Source organism: Streptomyces sp. L7, assembly GCF_050990935.1.
In the GTDB taxonomy this organism is placed as follows: Bacteria; Actinomycetota; Actinomycetes; order Actinomycetales; family Microbacteriaceae; genus Leifsonia.
Map to the genome: position 1 here is coordinate 4,001,527 of NZ_CP194644.1, position 17,130 is coordinate 4,018,656.

Here is a 17,130-nt window from a genome sequence, read left to right on the forward strand (position 1 = left end):
AGAGTCCTGAGGAGGACCACAGTGGCTAAGGCCAAGTTCGAGCGGACTAAGCCGCACGTGAACATCGGAACCATCGGTCACGTCGACCACGGCAAGACGACGCTCACCGCGGCGATCTCCAAGGTGCTTGCTGACAAGTACCCGTCGGCGACCAACGTGCAGCGCGACTTCGCGTCGATCGACTCGGCGCCGGAAGAGCGTCAGCGTGGTATCACGATCAACATCTCGCACGTCGAGTACGAGACCCCGAAGCGCCACTACGCGCACGTCGACGCCCCGGGTCACGCCGACTACATCAAGAACATGATCACCGGTGCCGCTCAGATGGACGGCGCGATCCTCGTGGTCGCCGCCACCGACGGTCCGATGGCTCAGACCCGCGAGCACGTGCTGCTGGCCAAGCAGGTCGGCGTTCCGTACCTGCTCGTCGCGCTGAACAAGTCCGACATGGTCGACGACGAGGAGATCCTGGAGCTCGTCGAGCTCGAGGTCCGCGAGCTGCTCTCCAGCCAGGACTTCGACGGCGACAACGCCCCGGTCGTGCGCGTCTCGGGCCTCAAGGCTCTCGAGGGCGACGAGAAGTGGGTCCAGTCGGTCCTCGACCTCATGGACGCCGTCGACGAGTCCATCCCGGACCCGGTGCGCGACAAGGACAAGCCGTTCCTGATGCCGATCGAGGACGTCTTCACGATCACCGGTCGTGGCACCGTCGTCACCGGTCGCGCCGAGCGTGGCACCCTCGCCATCAACTCCGAGGTCGAGATCGTCGGCATCCGCCCGACGCAGAAGACCACGGTCACGGGTATCGAGATGTTCCACAAGCAGCTCGACGAGGCCTGGGCCGGCGAGAACTGTGGTCTGCTCCTCCGCGGCACCAAGCGCGAGGACGTGGAGCGCGGCCAGGTCGTCGTGAAGCCGGGTTCCGTCACGCCGCACACCAACTTCGAGGGCACCGCCTACATCCTCTCGAAGGAGGAGGGTGGCCGTCACAACCCCTTCTACACGAACTACCGCCCGCAGTTCTACTTCCGTACCACCGACGTCACCGGCGTCATCTCGCTGCCCGAGGGCACCGAGATGGTCATGCCCGGCGACACCACCGACATGTCGGTCGAGCTCATCCAGCCGATCGCCATGGAGGAGGGCCTCGGCTTCGCCATCCGTGAGGGTGGCCGCACCGTGGGCGCCGGTACGGTGACCAAGATCAACAAGTAAGTCCCCGCGACTTCCTTGTGAGAGGGTCGGGCCTTCGGGCCCGGCCCTCTTCGGCGTTTCCGGGGTTCGTGTTTCCGTGTACCGCTGTTCCGGGGCCTGTATTTCCGGATGGTTCGTCACCAGGGGTTTACCTCTCGCCGGGTCGGGCGCAGAATTGACGCACCGTTTCAACCGAACGGGTCCGTCGACGAAGGGAGACTGCCTATGGTGAGCATGGACCTCGCAAACCAGACCAAGCCGCTGACCGGAGCACGGACGAAGAGTTCGGACACCGCCTAGGCGGTCTTGGAACCACGAGAGCGGCGGCGCGAGGCGCCGTTCGGAGCGGGACCGGCGAACGCCGGTCCCGCTTTCCGCGTTCACGGCCCCAGCCCGAGCTCGCGGACCCGCGACCGTGGGTCGAGCGGCATGCCCTCGCGCAGCAGGAACTCCCGCATCAGATCGAAGCGCCGCCCGGTGGCCCAGCGCCAGCGGATGACCCGCAGCCCGGTCTGCTCGATCCGTCGGTCTCGCTCCGCCCGCGCCGCCAGCTCCTGCCGAACCTCGGGGAACCGCCGGAACACCAGATGCTGCAGCTTCTCTGCCCCGTCCGCCTCGCCGGCGATCCCGAGTCCGGGCCAGCAGAAGTCGAGCCGCCCTAACACGCCGAACAGATCGCGCGCCTGGACCTGAAGATCCGGCGGCGGAGCCCCCGCGAGCGCCATCGTCGACCGACTCACCGATTCGAGCGGTGACTCTGCACGCCCGTCCGCGAACCGCGCGACCGCGAGCGCCCGCCGCCGCTCCGCCGGGTCGATCAGCAGTTCGGCTGCGCCGACGAGCTCCGCTCGGGACGTGAGCGGCACCCGCTCGCCGAACTCTCCGGCGTTCAGGGCATGGTCGGCGAGCACGACCCCTTCCAGGAACGACGTCCGCCCGGCCAGCGCCGCCACTGTCTCGGCGACCGGCGTCACCTGCAGCCCGTGCTTGGGCACCGTCGTCGCCCCCTCGCTCCGCCGATGTGAGACGACGCCGTGCGCGGCGCTCTGCGATGACCCCGCGGCGACGACGTGGGTGCTCGCCGGGGGAGCGTTGAGCAGGGGAAGCCCGTGGACGAGCGCCGCAGACCAGAACGCGAACACCGGCGGTCGAGCCCGCGTCGCGGAGAAGAGCTGCAGTCGTTCGAGCTGCTCCCTCCGCGACCGCGCCCGGCCGACCTGCTGGAGCGTGGGGTGCCGCCCCGGCTCGACGGTGCGGAGGCGCCGGCGGTGGAGTCGCGCGGGGCTGGAGGAGTCGTGCAGTGCTGTCATGTCGACCAGCCTGCCGAGGGGCGCCCGATCGCAGGTGGGGGCGGCGGAAATCTGGGGAGAACTCGCCCAGAACACGCGCCTGTGGAGGGATTTCCACAGCGTCCCGCTCACCCGCGACACGCCCGGGTTGCAGCATCGCCGTGAATCTGGCAAACTTGTCTGGTTCAACATTTCGGAACGAGCGCGCTTACGTGCGCTTCGGACGGATCACTGCCAGGCAGTGCATAACCCGCCACAGGTGCCTTCGGGCCCGTGGTCGGAGGTTAGGCCGCAGGCAGCAGGACATGCTCACAATCGACATCCTCGAAACGCAGGGAACTCCTGTGCCTCGAGGCGTGCGGTGAGTTGACAGAAGAATAGTGGCGTTTCCCACGCGTACGTCGCACTGCGTCCAATGCGAGAACGGTTCGAGAGATCCGTCTCGTACGACGCCATAACAAGAGAGAGAGTCAGACATGGCGGGACAGAAGATCCGCATTCGGCTTAAGTCGTATGACCACGAGGTCATCGACACCTCGGCGCGCAAGATCGTCGACACGGTGACCCGTGCAGGCGCGACCGTCGTCGGCCCGGTGCCGCTTCCCACCGAGAAGAACGTGGTGTGCGTCATCCGTTCGCCCCACAAGTACAAGGACAGCCGTGAGCACTTCGAGATGCGCACGCACAAGCGGCTGATCGACATCATCGACCCGACGCCGAAGGCCGTCGACTCGCTCATGCGTCTCGACCTGCCCGCCGACGTCAACATCGAGATCAAGCTCTGAGGGGAGTGCCGCTATGTCCAACATCGACACCAAGACCTCCAAGGGACTTCTCGGCAAGAAGCTCGGCATGACCCAGGTCTGGGACGAGAACAACAAGCTCATCCCCGTGACCGTCATCGAGATCACGCCGAACGTCGTGACCCAGGTCCGCACCCCCGAGGTCGACGGCTACAACGCCGTCCAGATCGCCTACGGCCAGATCGACCCGCGCAAGGTCAACAAGCCCGCCGGCGGCCACTTCGACAAGGCCGGCGTCACGCCGCGCCGTCACCTGACCGAGGTCCGCACCGCTGACGCCGCCGAGTACTCGGCCGGCCAGGAGCTCACCGTGGACGCCACCTTCGAGGCCGGCCAGCTGGTCGACGTCGTCGGCACCTCCAAGGGCAAGGGCTTCGCCGGTGTCATGAAGCGCCACAACTTCAAGGGCGTCTCCGCCTCTCACGGTGCGCACCGCAACCACCGCAAGCCGGGCTCCATCGGCGCCTCCTCGACCCCGAGCCGTGTCTTCAAGGGCATGCGCATGGCCGGTCGCATGGGTGGCGAGCGCGTGACCGTCCTGAACCTCAAGGTCCAGGCCGTCGACGCCGAGAAGGGCCTGCTGCTCGTCAAGGGCGCCGTTCCCGGCGCTCGTGGCCGCATCGTTTTCGTCCGCAACGCAGTGAAGGGGGCCTGAGTAAATGGCTACCTCGATTGACGTCGTCGACCTCAAGGGCAAGAAGGCCGGCTCCATCGAGCTTCCGGACTCCCTGTTCGACGTTCAGACCAACATCCCGCTGATCCACCAGGTCGTGACCGCCCAGCTCGCCGCAGCGCGCCAGGGCACCCACAAGACCAAGGGTCGTGGCGAGGTCTCCGGCGCCGGCCGCAAGCCGTTCAAGCAGAAGGGCACCGGCCGCGCTCGTCAGGGCTCGATCCGCGCCCCTCAGATGACCGGTGGTGGCGTCGTCCACGGACCGAACCCGCGCGACTACTCGCAGCGCACCCCGAAGAAGATGATCGCCGCTGCTCTGCTCGGCGCCCTCTCGGACCGCGCCCGCGGCAGCCGCATCCACGCCGTGCAGGCGTTCACGGTCGGCGAGGTCCCCTCGACCAAGGCCGTCGTGGAGCTGCTCAGCGGCGTCGCCACCTCGCGCCACGTCCTCGTGGTGCTGGAGCGCGACGACGAGCTCGCTTTCAAGAGCGTGCGCAACGTCCCGTCCGTGCACGTGCTGACCTACGACCAGCTGAACGCCTACGACGTCCTGGTGAGCGACGACATCGTCTTCTCGCAGGCGGCGCTCGAGGGCTTCATCGCGGCCAAGAGCAAGAAGGAAGAGGTGAACGCGTAATGACCGCCGTCAACAAGGACCCGCGCGACATCATCATCGCCCCGGTCGTCTCTGAGAAGAGCTACGGCCTGATCGACGAGGGCAAGTACACCTTCCTCGTCGACACGCGTTCGAACAAGACCGAGATCAAGCTCGCCATCGAGTCGATCTTCAAGGTCGAGGTCGCGTCGGTGAACACCCTGAACCGTCAGGGCAAGACCCGCCGCACCAAGTTCGGCACCGGCAAGCGCAAGGACACCAAGCGTGCCATCGTCACGCTGAAGTCCGGATCCATCGACATCTTCACGGCCGTCGGCTGAGACTAGAGGAAGACAGACATGGCTATTCGTAACTACAAGCCCACGACCCCCGGTCGTCGCGGCTCCTCGGTCGCCGATTTCGCCGAGATCACCCGCTCGACGCCGGAGAAGTCCCTTCTCCGTCCGCTGTCGAAGACCGGTGGCCGCAACAACCAGGGCCGCATCACGACCCGTCACATCGGTGGTGGCCACAAGCGCCAGTACCGTGTGATCGACTTCCGTCGCAACGACAAGGACGGCGTCAACGCCAAGGTCGCGCACATCGAGTACGACCCCAACCGCACCGCGCGCATCGCGCTGCTCCACTTCGTGGACGGCACCAAGCGCTACATCCTGGCTCCGGCCGGGCTGAAGCAGGGCGACGTGGTCGAGTCGGGCGCCGGCTCGGACATCAAGCCGGGCAACAACCTGCCGCTGCGCAACATCCCGACCGGTACCGTCGTGCACGCGATCGAGCTGAAGCCGGGCGGTGGCGCCAAGATGGCCCGCTCCGCCGGTGCCTCGGTGCGTCTCGTCGCGAAGGACGGCCCCTACGCCCAGCTGCGCCTCCCCTCGGGCGAGGTCCGCAACGTGGACGCGCGCTGCCGCGCCACGATCGGCGAGGTCGGCAACGCCGAGCAGTCGAACATCAACTGGGGCAAGGCCGGCCGCATGCGCTGGAAGGGCGTCCGCCCGACCGTCCGCGGTGTCGCGATGAACCCGATCGACCACCCGCACGGTGGTGGTGAGGGCAAGACCTCCGGTGGTCGCCACCCGGTCAGCCCGTGGGGTCAGAAGGAAGGCCGTACGCGCCACCCCAACAAGGAAAGCGACAAGCTCATCGTCCGCCGCCGTAACGCCGGCAAGAAGCGTAAGTAGGAGTTCGAGAAGATGCCACGCAGTCTCAAGAAGGGCCCCTTCGTCGACGAGCACCTGTTTCGCAAGGTGGTCGCCGCGAACGAGGCCAACAGCAAGAACGTGATCAAGACCTGGTCGCGCCGCTCGATGATCGTCCCGGCCATGCTGGGTCACACGATCGCGGTGCACGACGGTCGCAAGCACATCCCGGTGTTCGTCACCGAGACCATGGTCGGTCACAAGCTCGGCGAGTTCGCGCCGACCCGCACCTTCCGTGGTCACGTGAAGGACGACAAGAAGGGTCGCCGCCGCTAACGCGGTGGCGTAAGGAGGAGAGAAATGGTGGAGTCGATCGCACGCGTGCGTCACATCCGCGTCACCCCCATGAAGGCCCGCCGCGTCGTCAACCTGATCCGCGGCAAGCAGGCCCAGGAGGCCCTGGCCATCCTGAAGTTCGCCCCGCAGAGCGCGAGCGAGCCGGTCTACAAGCTCGTCGCCTCGGCGATCGCCAACGCGCGTGTCAAGGCCGACCAGAGCAACACCTACCTGGACGAGCAGGACCTGTACGTGAGCCGCGCCTTCGTGGACGAGGGCACGACCCTCAAGCGGTTCCAGCCGCGTGCGCAGGGCCGCGCCTTCCGCATCAACAAGCGCACCAGCCACATCACGATCGTCCTCGCGACGCCGGATGAGGTTCAGGACGCCAAGCCAGTCAGGAAGGCCAGCACCGTGAAGAAGGTGACCAACTAATGGGTCAGAAAGTAAACCCCTACGGCTTCCGTCTGGGAATCACCACCGACCACGTGTCGCGCTGGTTCTCCGACAGCACGAAGAAGGGTCAGCGTTACAGCGACTACCTCGCTGAGGACGTCAAGATCCGCACCCTGCTGAAGACGTCGCTCGACCGCGCGGGCGTGTCCCGCATCGAGATCGAGCGCACCCGCGACCGCGTCCGCGTCGACATCCACACCGCCCGTCCGGGCATCGTGATCGGTCGTCGTGGCGCCGAGGCGGAGCGCATCCGCTCCGACCTCGAGAAGCTCTCGGGCAAGCAGATCCAGCTCAACATCCTCGAGGTCAAGAACCCCGAGGCCGACGCTCAGCTCGTCGCGCAGGGCATCGCCGAGCAGCTCGCTGCACGTGTGGCGTTCCGCCGCGCGATGCGCAAGGGCCTGCAGGGCGCGCAGCGCGCCGGCGCCAAGGGTGTCCGCATCCAGGTGTCGGGCCGCCTCGGCGGCGCCGAGATGAGCCGCTCGGAGTTCTACCGCGAGGGCCGTGTGCCTCTGCACACGCTTCGCGCCAACATCGACTACGGCTTCTACGAGGCCAAGACCACCTTCGGTCGCATCGGTGTCAAGGTGTGGATCTACAAGGGCGACATCACGAACAAGGAGCTTGCTCGCGAGCAGGCCAACCAGAAGCCGTCGCGCGAGCGCAACGACCGTGACCGTCCGCGTCGCGGCGGTGGCCGGGGCAACGCTCCCGCCGCCGAGAGCGCGCCGGCCGCAGCAGGAGTTGAGGCATAACCATGTTGATCCCACGCAGAGTCAAGCACCGCAAGCAGCACCACCCCGGCCGTAGCGGCCAGGCGACCGGTGGCACGAAGGTCTCCTTCGGCGAGTTCGGCATCCAGGCCCTGACGCCCGCTTACGTGACCAACCGTCAGATCGAGTCCGCTCGTATCGCCATGACGCGTCACATCAAGCGTGGCGGCAAGGTGTGGATCAACATCTACCCGGACCGTCCGCTCACGAAGAAGCCGGCCGAGACCCGAATGGGTTCCGGTAAGGGTTCGCCCGAGTGGTGGGTCGCGAACGTCAAGCCGGGTCGGGTCCTCTTCGAGGTCTCCGGCGTCTCCGAGGAACTCGCTCGTGAGGCCATGACCCGTGCAATCCACAAGCTGCCCCTCAAGGCACGCATCATCAAGCGCGAGGAGGGCGACGCGTAATGGCGATCGGCACCAAGGAGCTCGCTCCCAGCGAGCTCGACACCTTTGAAGACGAGCGTCTGGTCGACGAGCTGAAGAAGGCCAAGGAAGAGTTGTTCAACCTGCGCTTCCAGTCGGCCACCGGTCAGCTCGAGAGCCACGGCCGCCTGCGTGCGGTCAAGCGCGACATCGCTCGTATCTACACCGTGATCCGCGAGCGCGAGCTCGGGATCCGGGCGACCCCGGCTCCGGCCGAGGTCGCGCCTGCGAAAGCAGAGAAGAAGAGCAAGGCGAAGAAGGAGGCCCCCGTGGCCGACGTCGCCGAGACCGAGACTGAGGAGGCCAAGTAATGGCTGAGACCACCAAGGCTGCGGCCGCGGCGGCGGCCGACGAGGCCATCGTCCGTGGTTACCGCAAGGCCCGTCGCGGGTACGTCGTCAGCGACAAGATGGACAAGACCATCGTCGTCGAGGTCGAAGACCGCGTGAAGCACCCCCTGTACGGCAAGGTCCTCCGCCGCACCTCCAAGGTGAAGGCGCACGACGAGAACAACGCCGCCGGCATCGGCGACCTCGTTCTCATCAACGAGACCCGTCCGCTGAGCGCCTCCAAGCGGTGGCGCCTGGTTGAGATTCTGGAGAAGGCCAAGTGATTCAGCAGGAATCCCGACTCAAGGTCGCCGACAACACCGGCGCCAAGGAGCTTCTCACCATCCGCGTCCTCGGCGGCTCCAGCCGTCGCTACGCCGGCCTCGGTGACGTCATCGTCGCCACGGTCAAGGATGCGATCCCCGGCGGCAACGTCAAGAAGGGCGATGTCGTCAAGGCGGTCGTCGTGCGCGTGCGGAAGAACACCCGCCGCCCGGACGGCTCCTACATCAAGTTCGACGAGAACGCCGCCGTGATCCTGAAGAACGACGGTGACCCCCGTGGCACCCGCATCTTCGGCCCGGTCGGCCGTGAGCTTCGCGACAAGAAGTTCATGAAGATCATCTCGCTGGCCCCGGAGGTGCTGTAACCATGGCGAACATCAAGAAGGGCGACCTGGTCCAGGTCATCTCGGGCCGCTCGGAGGCCCGCGGTGGCGACCGTGGCAAGCAGGGTCGCGTCATCGAGGTCCTCGTGGAGAAGAACCGCGTGATCGTCGAGGGCGTCAACTTCGTGACCAAGCACGTGCGCGTCGGACAGACGCAGCGTGGCACGAAGACCGGCGGCATCGAGACCCACGAGGCGTCGATCCACGTGTCCAACGTGGCCCTCGTCGACCCCGAGACCAAGAAGCCGACCCGCGTCGGCTTCCGCACCGAGACCGTTACGAAGGACGGCGTCACCAAGACGGTCCGCGTTCGTTACGCCAAGAAGTCTGGTAAGGACCTGTAATGACGGACACTGCAACGAGTGCTGGCAAAATCCAGCCTCGCCTGAAGCAGAAGTACAAGACCGAGATCTCCGCCCAGCTCAAGGGCGACTTCGGCTTCACGAACGTGCACCAGGTGCCCGGCCTCGTGAAGATCGTCGTCAACATGGGCGTCGGCGAGGCTGCTCGTGACGGCAAGGTGATCGACGGTGCGATCAACGACCTCACCCTGATCACCGGCCAGAAGCCGCAGGTCACCAAGGCCCGCAAGTCCATCGCGCAGTTCAAGCTGCGCGAGGGCCAGCCGATCGGCGCGCACGTCACGCTGCGCGGCGACCGCATGTGGGAGTTCCTCGACCGCCTGCTCTCGCTCGCGCTGCCCCGTATCCGGGACTTCCGCGGCCTGAGCGACAAGCAGTTCGACGGCAACGGCAACTACACCTTCGGTCTCACGGAGCAGTCGATGTTCCACGAGATCAACCAGGACCGGATCGACCGCGTCCGCGGTATGGACATCACGGTCGTGACCACCGCCAAGAACGACGACGAGGGTCGCGCGCTGCTCAAGCAGCTCGGGTTCCCGTTCCGTTCGAACGAGACGAGCAACTGACTCTAGTAGTCTTGTCTCTTTGTGGGCCGGCCACCCGGCCGGCCCACTTCCACCACAGGTCGTCAGTCGTGTAACGGCTGCACGAAACCTGGTGAACAAAGGAAAACCGCAATGACGATGACAGATCCGGTCGCAGACATGCTGACCAGACTGCGCAACGCGAACTCGGCGCACCACGACACCGTGTCGATGCCGCACTCCAAGCTCAAGGCCCACATCGCCGAGATCCTCACCTCCGAGGGCTACATCTCCGGCTGGGAGGTCTCGGACGCCCGTGTCGGCCAGACCCTGACGCTCAACCTCAAGTTCGGTCCGAACCGTGAGCGCTCCATCGCGGGCATCAAGCGAGTCTCCAAGCCCGGCCTCCGCGTCTACGCGAAGTCCACGGAGCTCCCCAAGGTCCTCGGCGGCCTCGGTGTCGCCATCCTGTCCACCTCCTCGGGGCTCCTCACGGACCGCCAGGCTGAGAAGAAGGGCGTGGGTGGGGAAGTCCTCGCCTACGTGTGGTGATCCCGCCATGTCGCGTATTGGAAGACTGCCCATCGACATCCCCGCTGGGGTCGATGTGAAGATCGACGGCCAGACCGTCACTGTCAAGGGCCCGAAGGGCGAGCTCACGCTCACCGTCGCGAGCCCGATCGAGGCGAAGCTGGAGGAGGGCCAGGTCCTGGTCACCCGTCCGGACGACGAGCGCGCATCGCGTTCGCTCCACGGCCTCACCCGCACGCTCATCAACAACAACATCATCGGCGTCACCCAGGGCTACTCGAAGGGCCTGGAGATCGTCGGCACCGGTTACCGCGTCGCGCAGAAGGGTGCGGGCGTCGAGTTCGCACTCGGCTTCTCGCACCCGGTCAACGTCGAGCCGCCGGCCGGCATCACGTTCACGGTCGAGGGCAACAACAAGGTCACCGTGAGCGGGATCGACAAGCAGGCTGTGGGCGAGGTCGCCGCGAACATCCGCAAGATCCGCAAGCCCGAGCCGTACAAGGGCAAGGGTGTGCGTTACGCCGGCGAGGTCGTTCGTCGCAAGGCCGGAAAGGCTGGTAAGTAATCATGGCTCTGGGTACCAGAGGAAAGAGCAAGGCGGCCGCTCGCGACCGTCGCCACACCCGCCTTCGCAAGAAGATCGTGGGCACCGAGGTCCGTCCTCGCCTGGTCGTCACCCGTTCGGCCCGTCACGTCTTCGTGCAGGTCGTCGACGACGCCAAGGGCCACACGCTGGCCTCCGCGTCGACCATGGAGTCCGACTTGCGCGGCTTCGAGGGTGACAAGACCGCCAAGGCCCGCAAGGTCGGTGAACTGGTCGCTGAGCGCGCCAAGACCGCCGGTGTCGAGGCCGTGGTGTTCGACCGCGGTGGCAGCAAGTACGCCGGTCGCGTTGCGGCCGTCGCCGAAGGCGCTCGTGAAGGTGGGCTGGACCTGTGAGCGACGAGAACAACAAGGAGCAGACCGTGGCCGCTGAGGTAACGGAGACCGCGCAGCCGGTCGAGACCGCTGCGTCGACCGACAACAACCGCGAGCGCGAGCCGCGCCGCGGTGGCCGGGAGCGCAACCCCAACCGCGATCGCGGCAGCCGTGACGCCGACAAGAGCCAGTTCCTGGAGCGCGTCGTGACCATCAACCGCGTCTCCAAGGTCGTGAAGGGCGGTCGTCGCTTCAGCTTCACCGCTCTCGTGGTCGTCGGCGACGGCAACGGCCTGGTGGGCGTCGGCTACGGCAAGGCCCGCGAGGTGCCGCTGGCGATCTCGAAGGGCGTCGAGGAGGCGAAGAAGAACTTCTTCCGCGTCCCGCGCGTCGGGAACACCATCCCGCACCCGGTGCAGGGTGAGGCCGCCGCCGGCGTCGTCCTCCTGCGTCCGGCCGCCGCCGGTACCGGTGTCATCGCCGGTGGCCCGGTGCGCGCCGTCCTGGAGTGCGCCGGCATCCACGACGTGCTGAGCAAGTCGCTCGGCTCGTCCAACACGATCAACATCGTGCACGCGACCGTCGAGGCGCTGCAGCAGCTCGAGGAGCCCCGTGCCGTCGCAGCTCGCCGTGGTCTCGACTACGACCAGGTCGCGCCCGCGCGCCTGCTGCGTGCCGAGGCCGAGGCTGCTGAGGCAGCCGCTGCCGCCAAGAAGGCAGAGAAGGTAGGTGCCTGATGGCCGCGCGCCTGAAGATCACGCAGATCAAGTCGAAAGTGAGCGAGAAGCAGTACCAGCGCGACACACTGCGCAGTCTGGGACTGAAGCGCATCGGTGACGTCACCGTCCGCGAGGACACCCCGCAGAACCGCGGGTACGTCAACACCGTCGCTCACCTGGTGAAGGTTGAGGAGATCGACTAATGGCTGACGACAAGCCGACCACTGAGGCCGCTGCCGAGAAGCCGGCCACCAAGAAGGCTGCCGCGAAGCCGGCCGCCGAGAAGGCCGCCGCGAAGCCGGCCGCCGAGAAGAAGGCAAGCACCGAGAAGAAGGCTCCGGCCAAGAAGGCTCCGGCGAAGGCCGCTGCCGACAAGGCCGCCGCCTCCACCAAGGACGAGACCGTCTCCGCTCCGGCGAAGAAGGCCCCGGCCAAGAAGGACGTCGCGGAGCCCCGCGAGCAGGTCCTCAAGGTGCACCACCTCCGTCCCGCCGCGGGCGCCAAGAAGGACAAGACCCGCGTCGGACGCGGTGAGGGTTCCAAGGGCAAGACCGCGGGCCGTGGCACGAAGGGCACCAAGGCCCGCTACCAGGTCCGCCCGGGCTTCCAGGGCGGTCAGCTCCCGTTCCACATGCGTTCGCCGAAGCTGCGCGGGTTCAAGAACCCGTTCCGCGTCGAGTACCAGGTGGTCAACCTCGAGAAGCTGGCCGAGCTGTACCCGGCCGGCGGCGATGTCACCATCGCCGACCTCGTCTCCAAGGGCGCCGTCCGCAAGAACGAGAAGGTCAAGGTTCTCGGTAACGGGGACATTGCGGTTAAGCTGAACGTTGCGGTCGACAAGGTCTCCGGCTCCGCCGAGCAGAAGATCGTCGCCGCTGGTGGCTCCGTCAAGTAGCCGCCCGTAAAGCAGCGCAGTCGGGTGGCCGGGAAACCCCGGTCACCCGACTGACTCTTACAGGAAAGCAGGACGCACTTTTGTTTAGCGCCGTCGCGCGGATCTTCCGCACCCCGGACCTCCGCCGGAAGATCTTCTTCACGCTGGGGATCATCGCCCTGTTCCGGCTGGGCTCCTTCATCCCTGCGCCGTTCGTCGACTTCGCCAACGTGCAGACCTGTCTGAACGCCAACCAGGACACGTCGGGGCTCTACTCGCTCGTCAACCTGTTCTCGGGTGGCGCGCTCCTCAAACTCTCGATCTTCGCGCTCGGCATCATGCCGTACATCACCGCGTCGATCATCGTGCAGCTCCTCCGCGTGGTCATCCCGCGATTCGAGACCCTCTACAAGGAGGGCCAGGCCGGTCAGGCGAAGCTCACGCAGTACACGCGCTATCTCACGATCGCGCTGGGCGTCCTCCAGTCGACGACGCTCATCACCGTGGCCCGTTCGGGCGCGCTGTTCGGCACCACGGCCGTCTCGCAGTGCACGCAGCTCATCACGGACGACTCCTGGTACGCCATCATGCTCATGGTCATCACCATGACCGCCGGCACCGGCCTCATCATGTGGATGGGCGAGCTCGTCACCGAGCGCGGCATCGGCAACGGCATGTCCCTCCTGATCTTCACCTCGATCGCCGCGCAGTTCCCGAGCTCCCTGTGGGCGATCGGCCAGTCGCAGAGCATCGAGGTGATGCTGGTGGTGATCGCGATCGGTCTGCTGATCGTCGCCGCGGTCGTGTTCGTCGAGCAGTCGCAACGCCGCATCCCTGTGCAGTACGCCAAGCGCATGGTCGGTCGCCGCACCTACGGCGGCAACAACACGTACATCCCGATCAAGGTGAACATGGCGGGCGTCGTGCCGGTCATCTTCGCGTCGTCGCTGCTGTACCTGCCGGCCCTGATCGCCCAGTTCAACCAGCCCGCGGCGGGCAAGGCCCCGGCTCCCTGGGTCACGTGGATCACGAACTACCTGACCAAGGGCGACCACCCGCTCTACATGCTGCTCTACTTCCTCCTGATCGTCGGCTTCACGTACTTCTACGTCGCGATCACGTTCAACCCGGAGGAGGTCGCCGACAACATGAAGAAGTACGGCGGCTTCATCCCCGGTATCCGCGCGGGGCGCCCCACCGCCGAGTACCTCGACTACGTCCTGACGCGCGTGACGCTGCCCGGCTCGATCTACCTCGGCATCATCGCCCTGATCCCGCTGATAGCGTTCGCATTGCTCGGCGCCAGCCAGAACTTCATGTTCGGCGGCACGTCCATCCTCATCATCGTCGGTGTGGGACTCGAGACGGTCAAGCAGATCGACTCCCAGCTCCAGCAGCGGCACTACGAAGGGCTTCTGCGTTGACCCGTATGCTGATCGTCGGACCTCCCGGGGCGGGCAAGGGTACTCAGGCCTCCCGCATCACCTCTGCGTACGGGATCCCCGATATCTCCACGGGCGACATCTTCCGGGCCAACATCAAGAACGAGACCCCGCTCGGCCAGCAGGTCAAGGCGATCGTCGACGCGGGCGACTACGTTCCGGACAGCCTCACCAATGAGCTCGTCACCGACCGCCTGGCGGAGGACGACGCGAAGGATGGCTTCCTCCTCGACGGCTATCCGCGCACGCTCGAGCAGGTGAAGTACCTCGACGACCTGCTGACCTCCAAAGGGCAGGAACTCGCCGCGGTGATCCAGCTCGTCGCCGACCAGGACGAGATCGTCGCGCGCCTCACCAAGCGCGCGCAGGAGCAGGGTCGCGCCGATGACTCCGAGGAGGCCATCCGGCACCGCCAGGAGGTGTACGTCCGCGAGACGTCGCCACTGATCGATGTGTACCGCGATCGCGGTCTGCTCGTCGAGGTGGACGGCCTGGGCGATATGGACGACGTCGCGGCGCGCATCCGTGCGGCGCTGGCCGAGCGCGGCATCCACCCGCTGGAGGGCGCCGGCGAGCCGGTCGCCTGAACCTCTTGATGGCTTTCCGACGGTCGTTCTACAAATCGCCCGCCCAGCTCCGACTGATGGTCGCGCCGGGACGGGCGACGGCGGCGTCCCTCGACGCCGTCGCAGCGGCGGTCGCCGCGGGGGTCTCGACGCTCGAGCTCGACAGGATCGCGGAGGCCGCGATCGAGGCGACCGGCGGGAAGTCCAACTTCAAGCTGGAGGCCGGCTATCACCACACGATCTGCGCGTCGGTCAACGACGAGGTCGTGCACGGCATCCCCGGCTCGCGCCTCCTGCAGCCCGGCGACATCCTGTCGGTCGACAGCGGCGCCATCCAGGAGGGCTGGAACGGCGACGCGGCCCGTACGTTCGTGCTGCCCGACCCGGCGCACCCGGAGCGCGTCGCCGAGCGGCAGAAGCTCTCCGAGGTCACTGAGCAGTCGCTCTGGCACGGCATCGCCCGGCTCGCCACGGCACGTCACCTCAACGAGGTGGGCGAGGCGATCGAGGACCACATCATGTCGCAGGGCGAGTACGGCATCCTCACCGACTACATCGGCCACGGCATCGGCCGCCGCATGCACGAGGAGCCGCCGGTGTTCAACTACCGGGTCCGCTCCAAGGGCCCGGAGGTCCGTCCCGGCCTCGTGGTCGCGATCGAGCCGATGGTGGTGCTGGGCGACCAGGACACCTACGTGAAGGACGACGGCTGGACCGTCGCCACCGAGGACGGGTCGGCCGCGGCGCACTGGGAGCACAGTGTGGCGGTGCACGCCGATGGCATCTGGGTGCTGACGGCGGTCGACGGCGGGGCCGCGGGGCTCGCACCGTTCGGGATCACGCCGACGCCCATCCCGTAGATAGATGCCGGATTCCGTTGCCTGTTCGCTCAGAGCGGGCGCAGATGATAGACCAGAATTGGCGAAATGCGCCGGTATCCCATAAGATTGATCCTTGGTGTCTTAGGCGTGCTTTCTGCATGTCTGGCACCAGTCAACGCACGACCAGCAATCCACTACTAGTAGCGACAGTGAGGCTATGGCCAAAAAAGACGGTGTCATCGAGATCGAAGGATCTGTGATCGAAGCGCTCCCCAACGCGATGTTCCGCGTGGAGCTCACGAACGGTCACAAGGTTCTTGCCCACATCTCCGGCAAGATGCGCCAGCACTACATCCGCATCCTCCCCGAGGACCGCGTGATCGTCGAGCTGAGCCCCTACGATCTGACCCGCGGCCGGATCGTCTATCGCTACAAGTAACGGGCTGCTGTAAGTAACGGCCACGCCACCGGGTAGCCCCTGGCGAGGTACGAGGACAGCGAACAAAGGTAATAAAACAATGAAGGTCAAGCCTTCCGTCAAGAAGATCTGCGACAAGTGCAAGGTCATCCGTCGCAACGGACGGGTCATGGTCATCTGCGAGAACCCGCGCCACAAGCAGCGCCAGGGCTGATCGCCGCAGCACGACTCAACTGAATAACGAAGCGGTACCAGAACCCGCGTCCGTCTAGCGCGGATGCGGGGGACACCCTCGGAGGAGGCCGGGGCACCGGGATCGCTGAAGACCTCCACTCATCACAGGAGAAGCCACACCATGGCACGTCTAGCAGGCGTCGACATCCCGCGCGAGAAGCGCGTGGAGGTCGCACTCACCTACATCTACGGCGTCGGGCGCACGCGTGCGCTGCAGACCCTTCGCGAGACCGGGATCTCCGGCGACATCCGCGTCAAGGATCTGACCGACGACCAGCTCGTCGCTCTGCGCGACTTCATCGAGGGCAACTTCAAGGTCGAGGGTGACCTCCGCCGTGAGGTCGCCGCCGACATCCGCCGCAAGGTCGAGATCGGCAGCTACGAGGGCATCCGCCACCGCAAGGGCCTCCCGGTCCGCGGCCAGCGAACCAAGACGAACGCGCGCACCCGCAAGGGTCCGAAGCGCACCGTCGCCGGTAAGAAGAAGGCTCGCTAGGCCGACAACAGGACTGAAGGAGAAATAAAATGGCAGCACCCAAGTCGGCCGCTCGCAAGCCGCGCAAGAAGGAAAAGAAGAACATCGCTGTGGGCCAGGCCCACATCAAGAGCACCTTCAACAACACCATCGTCTCGATCACCGACACCACCGGTGCGGTCATCTCGTGGGCGTCCTCCGGTGGAGTTGGCTTCAAGGGCTCGCGCAAGTCCACCCCGTTCGCCGCGCAGCTGGCAGCCGAGTCGGCAGCCCGCCAGGCGCAGGAGCACGGGATGAAGAAGGTCGACGTCTTCGTCAAGGGTCCGGGTTCGGGCCGCGAGACCGCGATCCGCTCGCTCCAGGCCGCCGGCCTCGAGGTGGGCTCGATCAACGACGTCACCCCTCAGGCGCACAACGGCTGCCGCCCGCCCAAGCGTCGCCGCGTCTAGTTCTCTTCCACGTCCGCCCAGGCGGCGGTCCTCCCCGGACCGCCGCCTGACGGCGTGACGAACCCCACCTCACTCACGCGAGTGTCATATAGCGGACACT

The 17,130-nt window shown here is 66.3% G+C and carries 28 protein-coding genes and 1 pseudogene; 28 read left to right on the top strand and 1 reads right to left on the bottom strand.

Translation table 11 applies throughout. The features are described from left to right. Positions 1–21 precede the first annotated feature (21 nt). Positions 22–1,215 carry an elongation factor Tu gene (tuf, locus tag ACR5MH_RS20255; protein WP_055913937.1) on the top strand — a complete coding sequence of 398 codons (1,194 nt, stop codon included), beginning with the start codon at positions 22–24 and terminating at the stop codon, positions 1,213–1,215. A gap of 359 nt (positions 1,216–1,574) precedes the next feature. Here the strand turns inward: tuf and ACR5MH_RS20260 are convergent, their stop codons facing one another. Next, complete coding sequence (locus ACR5MH_RS20260) at positions 1,575–2,504, bottom strand: hypothetical protein (RefSeq protein WP_433862097.1); 930 nt, start codon at positions 2,502–2,504, stop codon at positions 1,575–1,577. Between the two features lie 455 nt (positions 2,505–2,959). Here ACR5MH_RS20260 and rpsJ point away from each other — a divergent pair, with 455 nt between their 5' ends. The 27 genes and pseudogenes from rpsJ to rpsK all read left to right on the top strand — a co-directional run bounded on the left by rpsJ (position 2,960) and on the right by rpsK (position 17,030). After that, the gene (gene rpsJ / locus ACR5MH_RS20265; RefSeq protein ID WP_005050520.1) at positions 2,960–3,268 is read left to right on the top strand and encodes a 30S ribosomal protein S10; all 309 of its coding nucleotides are present in this window, start codon (positions 2,960–2,962) and stop codon (positions 3,266–3,268) included. Positions 3,269–3,281: 13 nt separating this feature from the next. Further along, entirely contained in the window at positions 3,282–3,941 is a 660-nt protein-coding gene (gene rplC, locus ACR5MH_RS20270) for a 50S ribosomal protein L3 (RefSeq protein ID WP_345834046.1), read from the top strand. Between the two features lie 4 nt (positions 3,942–3,945). Further along, on the top strand, positions 3,946–4,596 hold the full coding sequence (gene rplD / locus ACR5MH_RS20275) for a 50S ribosomal protein L4 (protein ID WP_431348835.1): 651 nt from the start codon (positions 3,946–3,948) through the stop codon (positions 4,594–4,596). Continuing rightward, positions 4,596–4,895: a 50S ribosomal protein L23 gene (rplW, locus tag ACR5MH_RS20280; protein ID WP_431348836.1), complete on the top strand. Its 300-nt coding sequence runs from the start codon at positions 4,596–4,598 to the stop codon at positions 4,893–4,895. The genes rplD and rplW overlap by 1 nt, the downstream gene beginning before the upstream one ends. Positions 4,896–4,913: 18 nt before the next feature. Beyond that, on the top strand, positions 4,914–5,753 hold the full coding sequence (gene rplB, locus ACR5MH_RS20285; RefSeq protein ID WP_185276501.1) for a 50S ribosomal protein L2: 840 nt from the start codon (positions 4,914–4,916) through the stop codon (positions 5,751–5,753). Between the two features lie 12 nt (positions 5,754–5,765). Next, on the top strand, positions 5,766–6,047 hold the full coding sequence (rpsS, locus tag ACR5MH_RS20290) for a 30S ribosomal protein S19 (RefSeq protein WP_018191964.1): 282 nt from the start codon (positions 5,766–5,768) through the stop codon (positions 6,045–6,047). Positions 6,048–6,074: 27 nt separating this feature from the next. Further along, positions 6,075–6,482 carry a 50S ribosomal protein L22 gene (gene rplV / locus ACR5MH_RS20295; RefSeq protein ID WP_433862677.1) on the top strand — a complete coding sequence of 136 codons (408 nt, stop codon included), beginning with the start codon at positions 6,075–6,077 and terminating at the stop codon, positions 6,480–6,482. Beyond that, positions 6,482–7,258 (top strand): 30S ribosomal protein S3, encoded by a 777-nt coding sequence (gene rpsC / locus ACR5MH_RS20300; RefSeq protein ID WP_431348838.1) that lies wholly within the window; start codon positions 6,482–6,484, stop codon positions 7,256–7,258. Before rplV ends, rpsC begins: the two co-directional genes overlap by 1 nt. A gap of 2 nt (positions 7,259–7,260) precedes the next feature. Further along, a complete protein-coding gene (rplP, locus tag ACR5MH_RS20305) occupies positions 7,261–7,680 on the top strand; it encodes a 50S ribosomal protein L16 (protein WP_055894786.1) in 420 nt (139 codons plus the stop codon). Beyond that, positions 7,680–7,892: pseudogene (gene rpmC, locus ACR5MH_RS20310) on the top strand (50S ribosomal protein L29); the annotation flags it as partial. The gene rplP and the pseudogene rpmC, both read left to right, overlap by 1 nt. 116 nt (positions 7,893–8,008) lie before the next feature. After that, on the top strand, positions 8,009–8,311 hold the full coding sequence (rpsQ, locus tag ACR5MH_RS20315) for a 30S ribosomal protein S17 (RefSeq protein WP_431348840.1): 303 nt from the start codon (positions 8,009–8,011) through the stop codon (positions 8,309–8,311). After that, positions 8,308–8,676 carry a 50S ribosomal protein L14 gene (gene rplN / locus ACR5MH_RS20320; RefSeq protein ID WP_021759574.1) on the top strand — a complete coding sequence of 123 codons (369 nt, stop codon included), beginning with the start codon at positions 8,308–8,310 and terminating at the stop codon, positions 8,674–8,676. The genes rpsQ and rplN overlap by 4 nt, the downstream gene beginning before the upstream one ends. 2 nt (positions 8,677–8,678) lie before the next feature. After that, positions 8,679–9,038, top strand: coding sequence for a 50S ribosomal protein L24 (rplX, locus tag ACR5MH_RS20325; RefSeq protein ID WP_426625141.1), 360 nt, complete (start codon positions 8,679–8,681; stop codon positions 9,036–9,038). After that, the gene (rplE, locus tag ACR5MH_RS20330; protein ID WP_431348841.1) at positions 9,038–9,625 is read left to right on the top strand and encodes a 50S ribosomal protein L5; all 588 of its coding nucleotides are present in this window, start codon (positions 9,038–9,040) and stop codon (positions 9,623–9,625) included. Before rplX ends, rplE begins: the two co-directional genes overlap by 1 nt. 111 nt (positions 9,626–9,736) lie before the next feature. Next, positions 9,737–10,135, top strand: coding sequence for a 30S ribosomal protein S8 (gene rpsH / locus ACR5MH_RS20335; RefSeq protein WP_426625139.1), 399 nt, complete (start codon positions 9,737–9,739; stop codon positions 10,133–10,135). A 7-nt stretch (positions 10,136–10,142) separates the two neighbouring features. Further along, complete coding sequence (rplF, locus tag ACR5MH_RS20340; protein ID WP_431348842.1) at positions 10,143–10,679, top strand: 50S ribosomal protein L6; 537 nt, start codon at positions 10,143–10,145, stop codon at positions 10,677–10,679. Between the two features lie 2 nt (positions 10,680–10,681). Next, entirely contained in the window at positions 10,682–11,053 is a 372-nt protein-coding gene (rplR, locus tag ACR5MH_RS20345; RefSeq protein WP_431348843.1) for a 50S ribosomal protein L18, read from the top strand. After that, on the top strand, positions 11,050–11,769 hold the full coding sequence (gene rpsE / locus ACR5MH_RS20350; RefSeq protein WP_179605009.1) for a 30S ribosomal protein S5: 720 nt from the start codon (positions 11,050–11,052) through the stop codon (positions 11,767–11,769). Before rplR ends, rpsE begins: the two co-directional genes overlap by 4 nt. Further along, positions 11,769–11,954, top strand: coding sequence for a 50S ribosomal protein L30 (rpmD, locus tag ACR5MH_RS20355; RefSeq protein WP_185276507.1), 186 nt, complete (start codon positions 11,769–11,771; stop codon positions 11,952–11,954). Before rpsE ends, rpmD begins: the two co-directional genes overlap by 1 nt. Before the next feature lie 269 nt (positions 11,955–12,223). After that, positions 12,224–12,646, top strand: a complete 423-nt coding sequence (gene rplO, locus ACR5MH_RS20360; RefSeq protein ID WP_433862678.1) for a 50S ribosomal protein L15 — start codon at positions 12,224–12,226, stop codon at positions 12,644–12,646. An 80-nt stretch (positions 12,647–12,726) separates the two neighbouring features. Then, the gene (gene secY / locus ACR5MH_RS20365; RefSeq protein WP_179605010.1) at positions 12,727–14,049 is read left to right on the top strand and encodes a preprotein translocase subunit SecY; all 1,323 of its coding nucleotides are present in this window, start codon (positions 12,727–12,729) and stop codon (positions 14,047–14,049) included. A 5-nt stretch (positions 14,050–14,054) separates the two neighbouring features. Continuing rightward, positions 14,055–14,654: an adenylate kinase gene (locus ACR5MH_RS20370; protein WP_433862679.1), complete on the top strand. Its 600-nt coding sequence runs from the start codon at positions 14,055–14,057 to the stop codon at positions 14,652–14,654. Between the two features lie 8 nt (positions 14,655–14,662). Continuing rightward, positions 14,663–15,493 (top strand): type I methionyl aminopeptidase, encoded by an 831-nt coding sequence (gene map, locus ACR5MH_RS20375; RefSeq protein WP_431348846.1) that lies wholly within the window; start codon positions 14,663–14,665, stop codon positions 15,491–15,493. A 178-nt stretch (positions 15,494–15,671) separates the two neighbouring features. Then, the gene (gene infA / locus ACR5MH_RS20380) at positions 15,672–15,893 is read left to right on the top strand and encodes a translation initiation factor IF-1 (RefSeq protein WP_011186713.1); all 222 of its coding nucleotides are present in this window, start codon (positions 15,672–15,674) and stop codon (positions 15,891–15,893) included. Between the two features lie 79 nt (positions 15,894–15,972). Next, the gene (rpmJ, locus tag ACR5MH_RS20385; protein WP_021759549.1) at positions 15,973–16,086 is read left to right on the top strand and encodes a 50S ribosomal protein L36; all 114 of its coding nucleotides are present in this window, start codon (positions 15,973–15,975) and stop codon (positions 16,084–16,086) included. Between the two features lie 141 nt (positions 16,087–16,227). Beyond that, a complete protein-coding gene (gene rpsM / locus ACR5MH_RS20390; RefSeq protein WP_179605016.1) occupies positions 16,228–16,602 on the top strand; it encodes a 30S ribosomal protein S13 in 375 nt (124 codons plus the stop codon). A 29-nt stretch (positions 16,603–16,631) separates the two neighbouring features. Then, positions 16,632–17,030 carry a 30S ribosomal protein S11 gene (rpsK, locus tag ACR5MH_RS20395; protein WP_018191944.1) on the top strand — a complete coding sequence of 133 codons (399 nt, stop codon included), beginning with the start codon at positions 16,632–16,634 and terminating at the stop codon, positions 17,028–17,030. The last annotated feature ends 100 nt before the right edge of the window (positions 17,031–17,130 follow it).

Bases quoted from the DNA above. Each gene is read 5' to 3' on its own strand.
- rplR (WP_431348843.1), top strand. From the start codon at position 10,682: ATGGCTCTGGGTACCAGAGGAAAGAGCAAGGCGGCCGCTCGCGACCGT.
- rpsS (WP_018191964.1), top strand. From the start codon at position 5,766: ATGCCACGCAGTCTCAAGAAGGGCCCCTTCGTCGACGAGCACCTGTTT.
- rplC (WP_345834046.1), top strand. From the start codon at position 3,282: ATGTCCAACATCGACACCAAGACCTCCAAGGGACTTCTCGGCAAGAAG.
- rplX (WP_426625141.1), top strand. From the start codon at position 8,679: ATGGCGAACATCAAGAAGGGCGACCTGGTCCAGGTCATCTCGGGCCGC.
- rplW (WP_431348836.1), top strand. From the start codon at position 4,596: ATGACCGCCGTCAACAAGGACCCGCGCGACATCATCATCGCCCCGGTC.
- rpsQ (WP_431348840.1), top strand. From the start codon at position 8,009: ATGGCTGAGACCACCAAGGCTGCGGCCGCGGCGGCGGCCGACGAGGCC.
- rpsJ (WP_005050520.1), top strand. From the start codon at position 2,960: ATGGCGGGACAGAAGATCCGCATTCGGCTTAAGTCGTATGACCACGAG.
- rpmJ (WP_021759549.1), top strand. From the start codon at position 15,973: ATGAAGGTCAAGCCTTCCGTCAAGAAGATCTGCGACAAGTGCAAGGTC.
- rplD (WP_431348835.1), top strand. From the start codon at position 3,946: ATGGCTACCTCGATTGACGTCGTCGACCTCAAGGGCAAGAAGGCCGGC.
- rpmD (WP_185276507.1), top strand. From the start codon at position 11,769: ATGGCCGCGCGCCTGAAGATCACGCAGATCAAGTCGAAAGTGAGCGAG.
- ACR5MH_RS20260 (WP_433862097.1), bottom strand. From the start codon at position 2,504: ATGACAGCACTGCACGACTCCTCCAGCCCCGCGCGACTCCACCGCCGG.
- rplE (WP_431348841.1), top strand. From the start codon at position 9,038: ATGACGGACACTGCAACGAGTGCTGGCAAAATCCAGCCTCGCCTGAAG.
- rpsC (WP_431348838.1), top strand. From the start codon at position 6,482: ATGGGTCAGAAAGTAAACCCCTACGGCTTCCGTCTGGGAATCACCACC.
- rplF (WP_431348842.1), top strand. From the start codon at position 10,143: ATGTCGCGTATTGGAAGACTGCCCATCGACATCCCCGCTGGGGTCGAT.
- rpsM (WP_179605016.1), top strand. From the start codon at position 16,228: ATGGCACGTCTAGCAGGCGTCGACATCCCGCGCGAGAAGCGCGTGGAG.
- rplP (WP_055894786.1), top strand. From the start codon at position 7,261: ATGTTGATCCCACGCAGAGTCAAGCACCGCAAGCAGCACCACCCCGGC.
- rpsH (WP_426625139.1), top strand. From the start codon at position 9,737: ATGACGATGACAGATCCGGTCGCAGACATGCTGACCAGACTGCGCAAC.
- infA (WP_011186713.1), top strand. From the start codon at position 15,672: ATGGCCAAAAAAGACGGTGTCATCGAGATCGAAGGATCTGTGATCGAA.
- map (WP_431348846.1), top strand. From the start codon at position 14,663: ATGGCTTTCCGACGGTCGTTCTACAAATCGCCCGCCCAGCTCCGACTG.
- ACR5MH_RS20370 (WP_433862679.1), top strand. From the start codon at position 14,055: ATGCTGATCGTCGGACCTCCCGGGGCGGGCAAGGGTACTCAGGCCTCC.
- rpsK (WP_018191944.1), top strand. From the start codon at position 16,632: ATGGCAGCACCCAAGTCGGCCGCTCGCAAGCCGCGCAAGAAGGAAAAG.
- rplB (WP_185276501.1), top strand. From the start codon at position 4,914: ATGGCTATTCGTAACTACAAGCCCACGACCCCCGGTCGTCGCGGCTCC.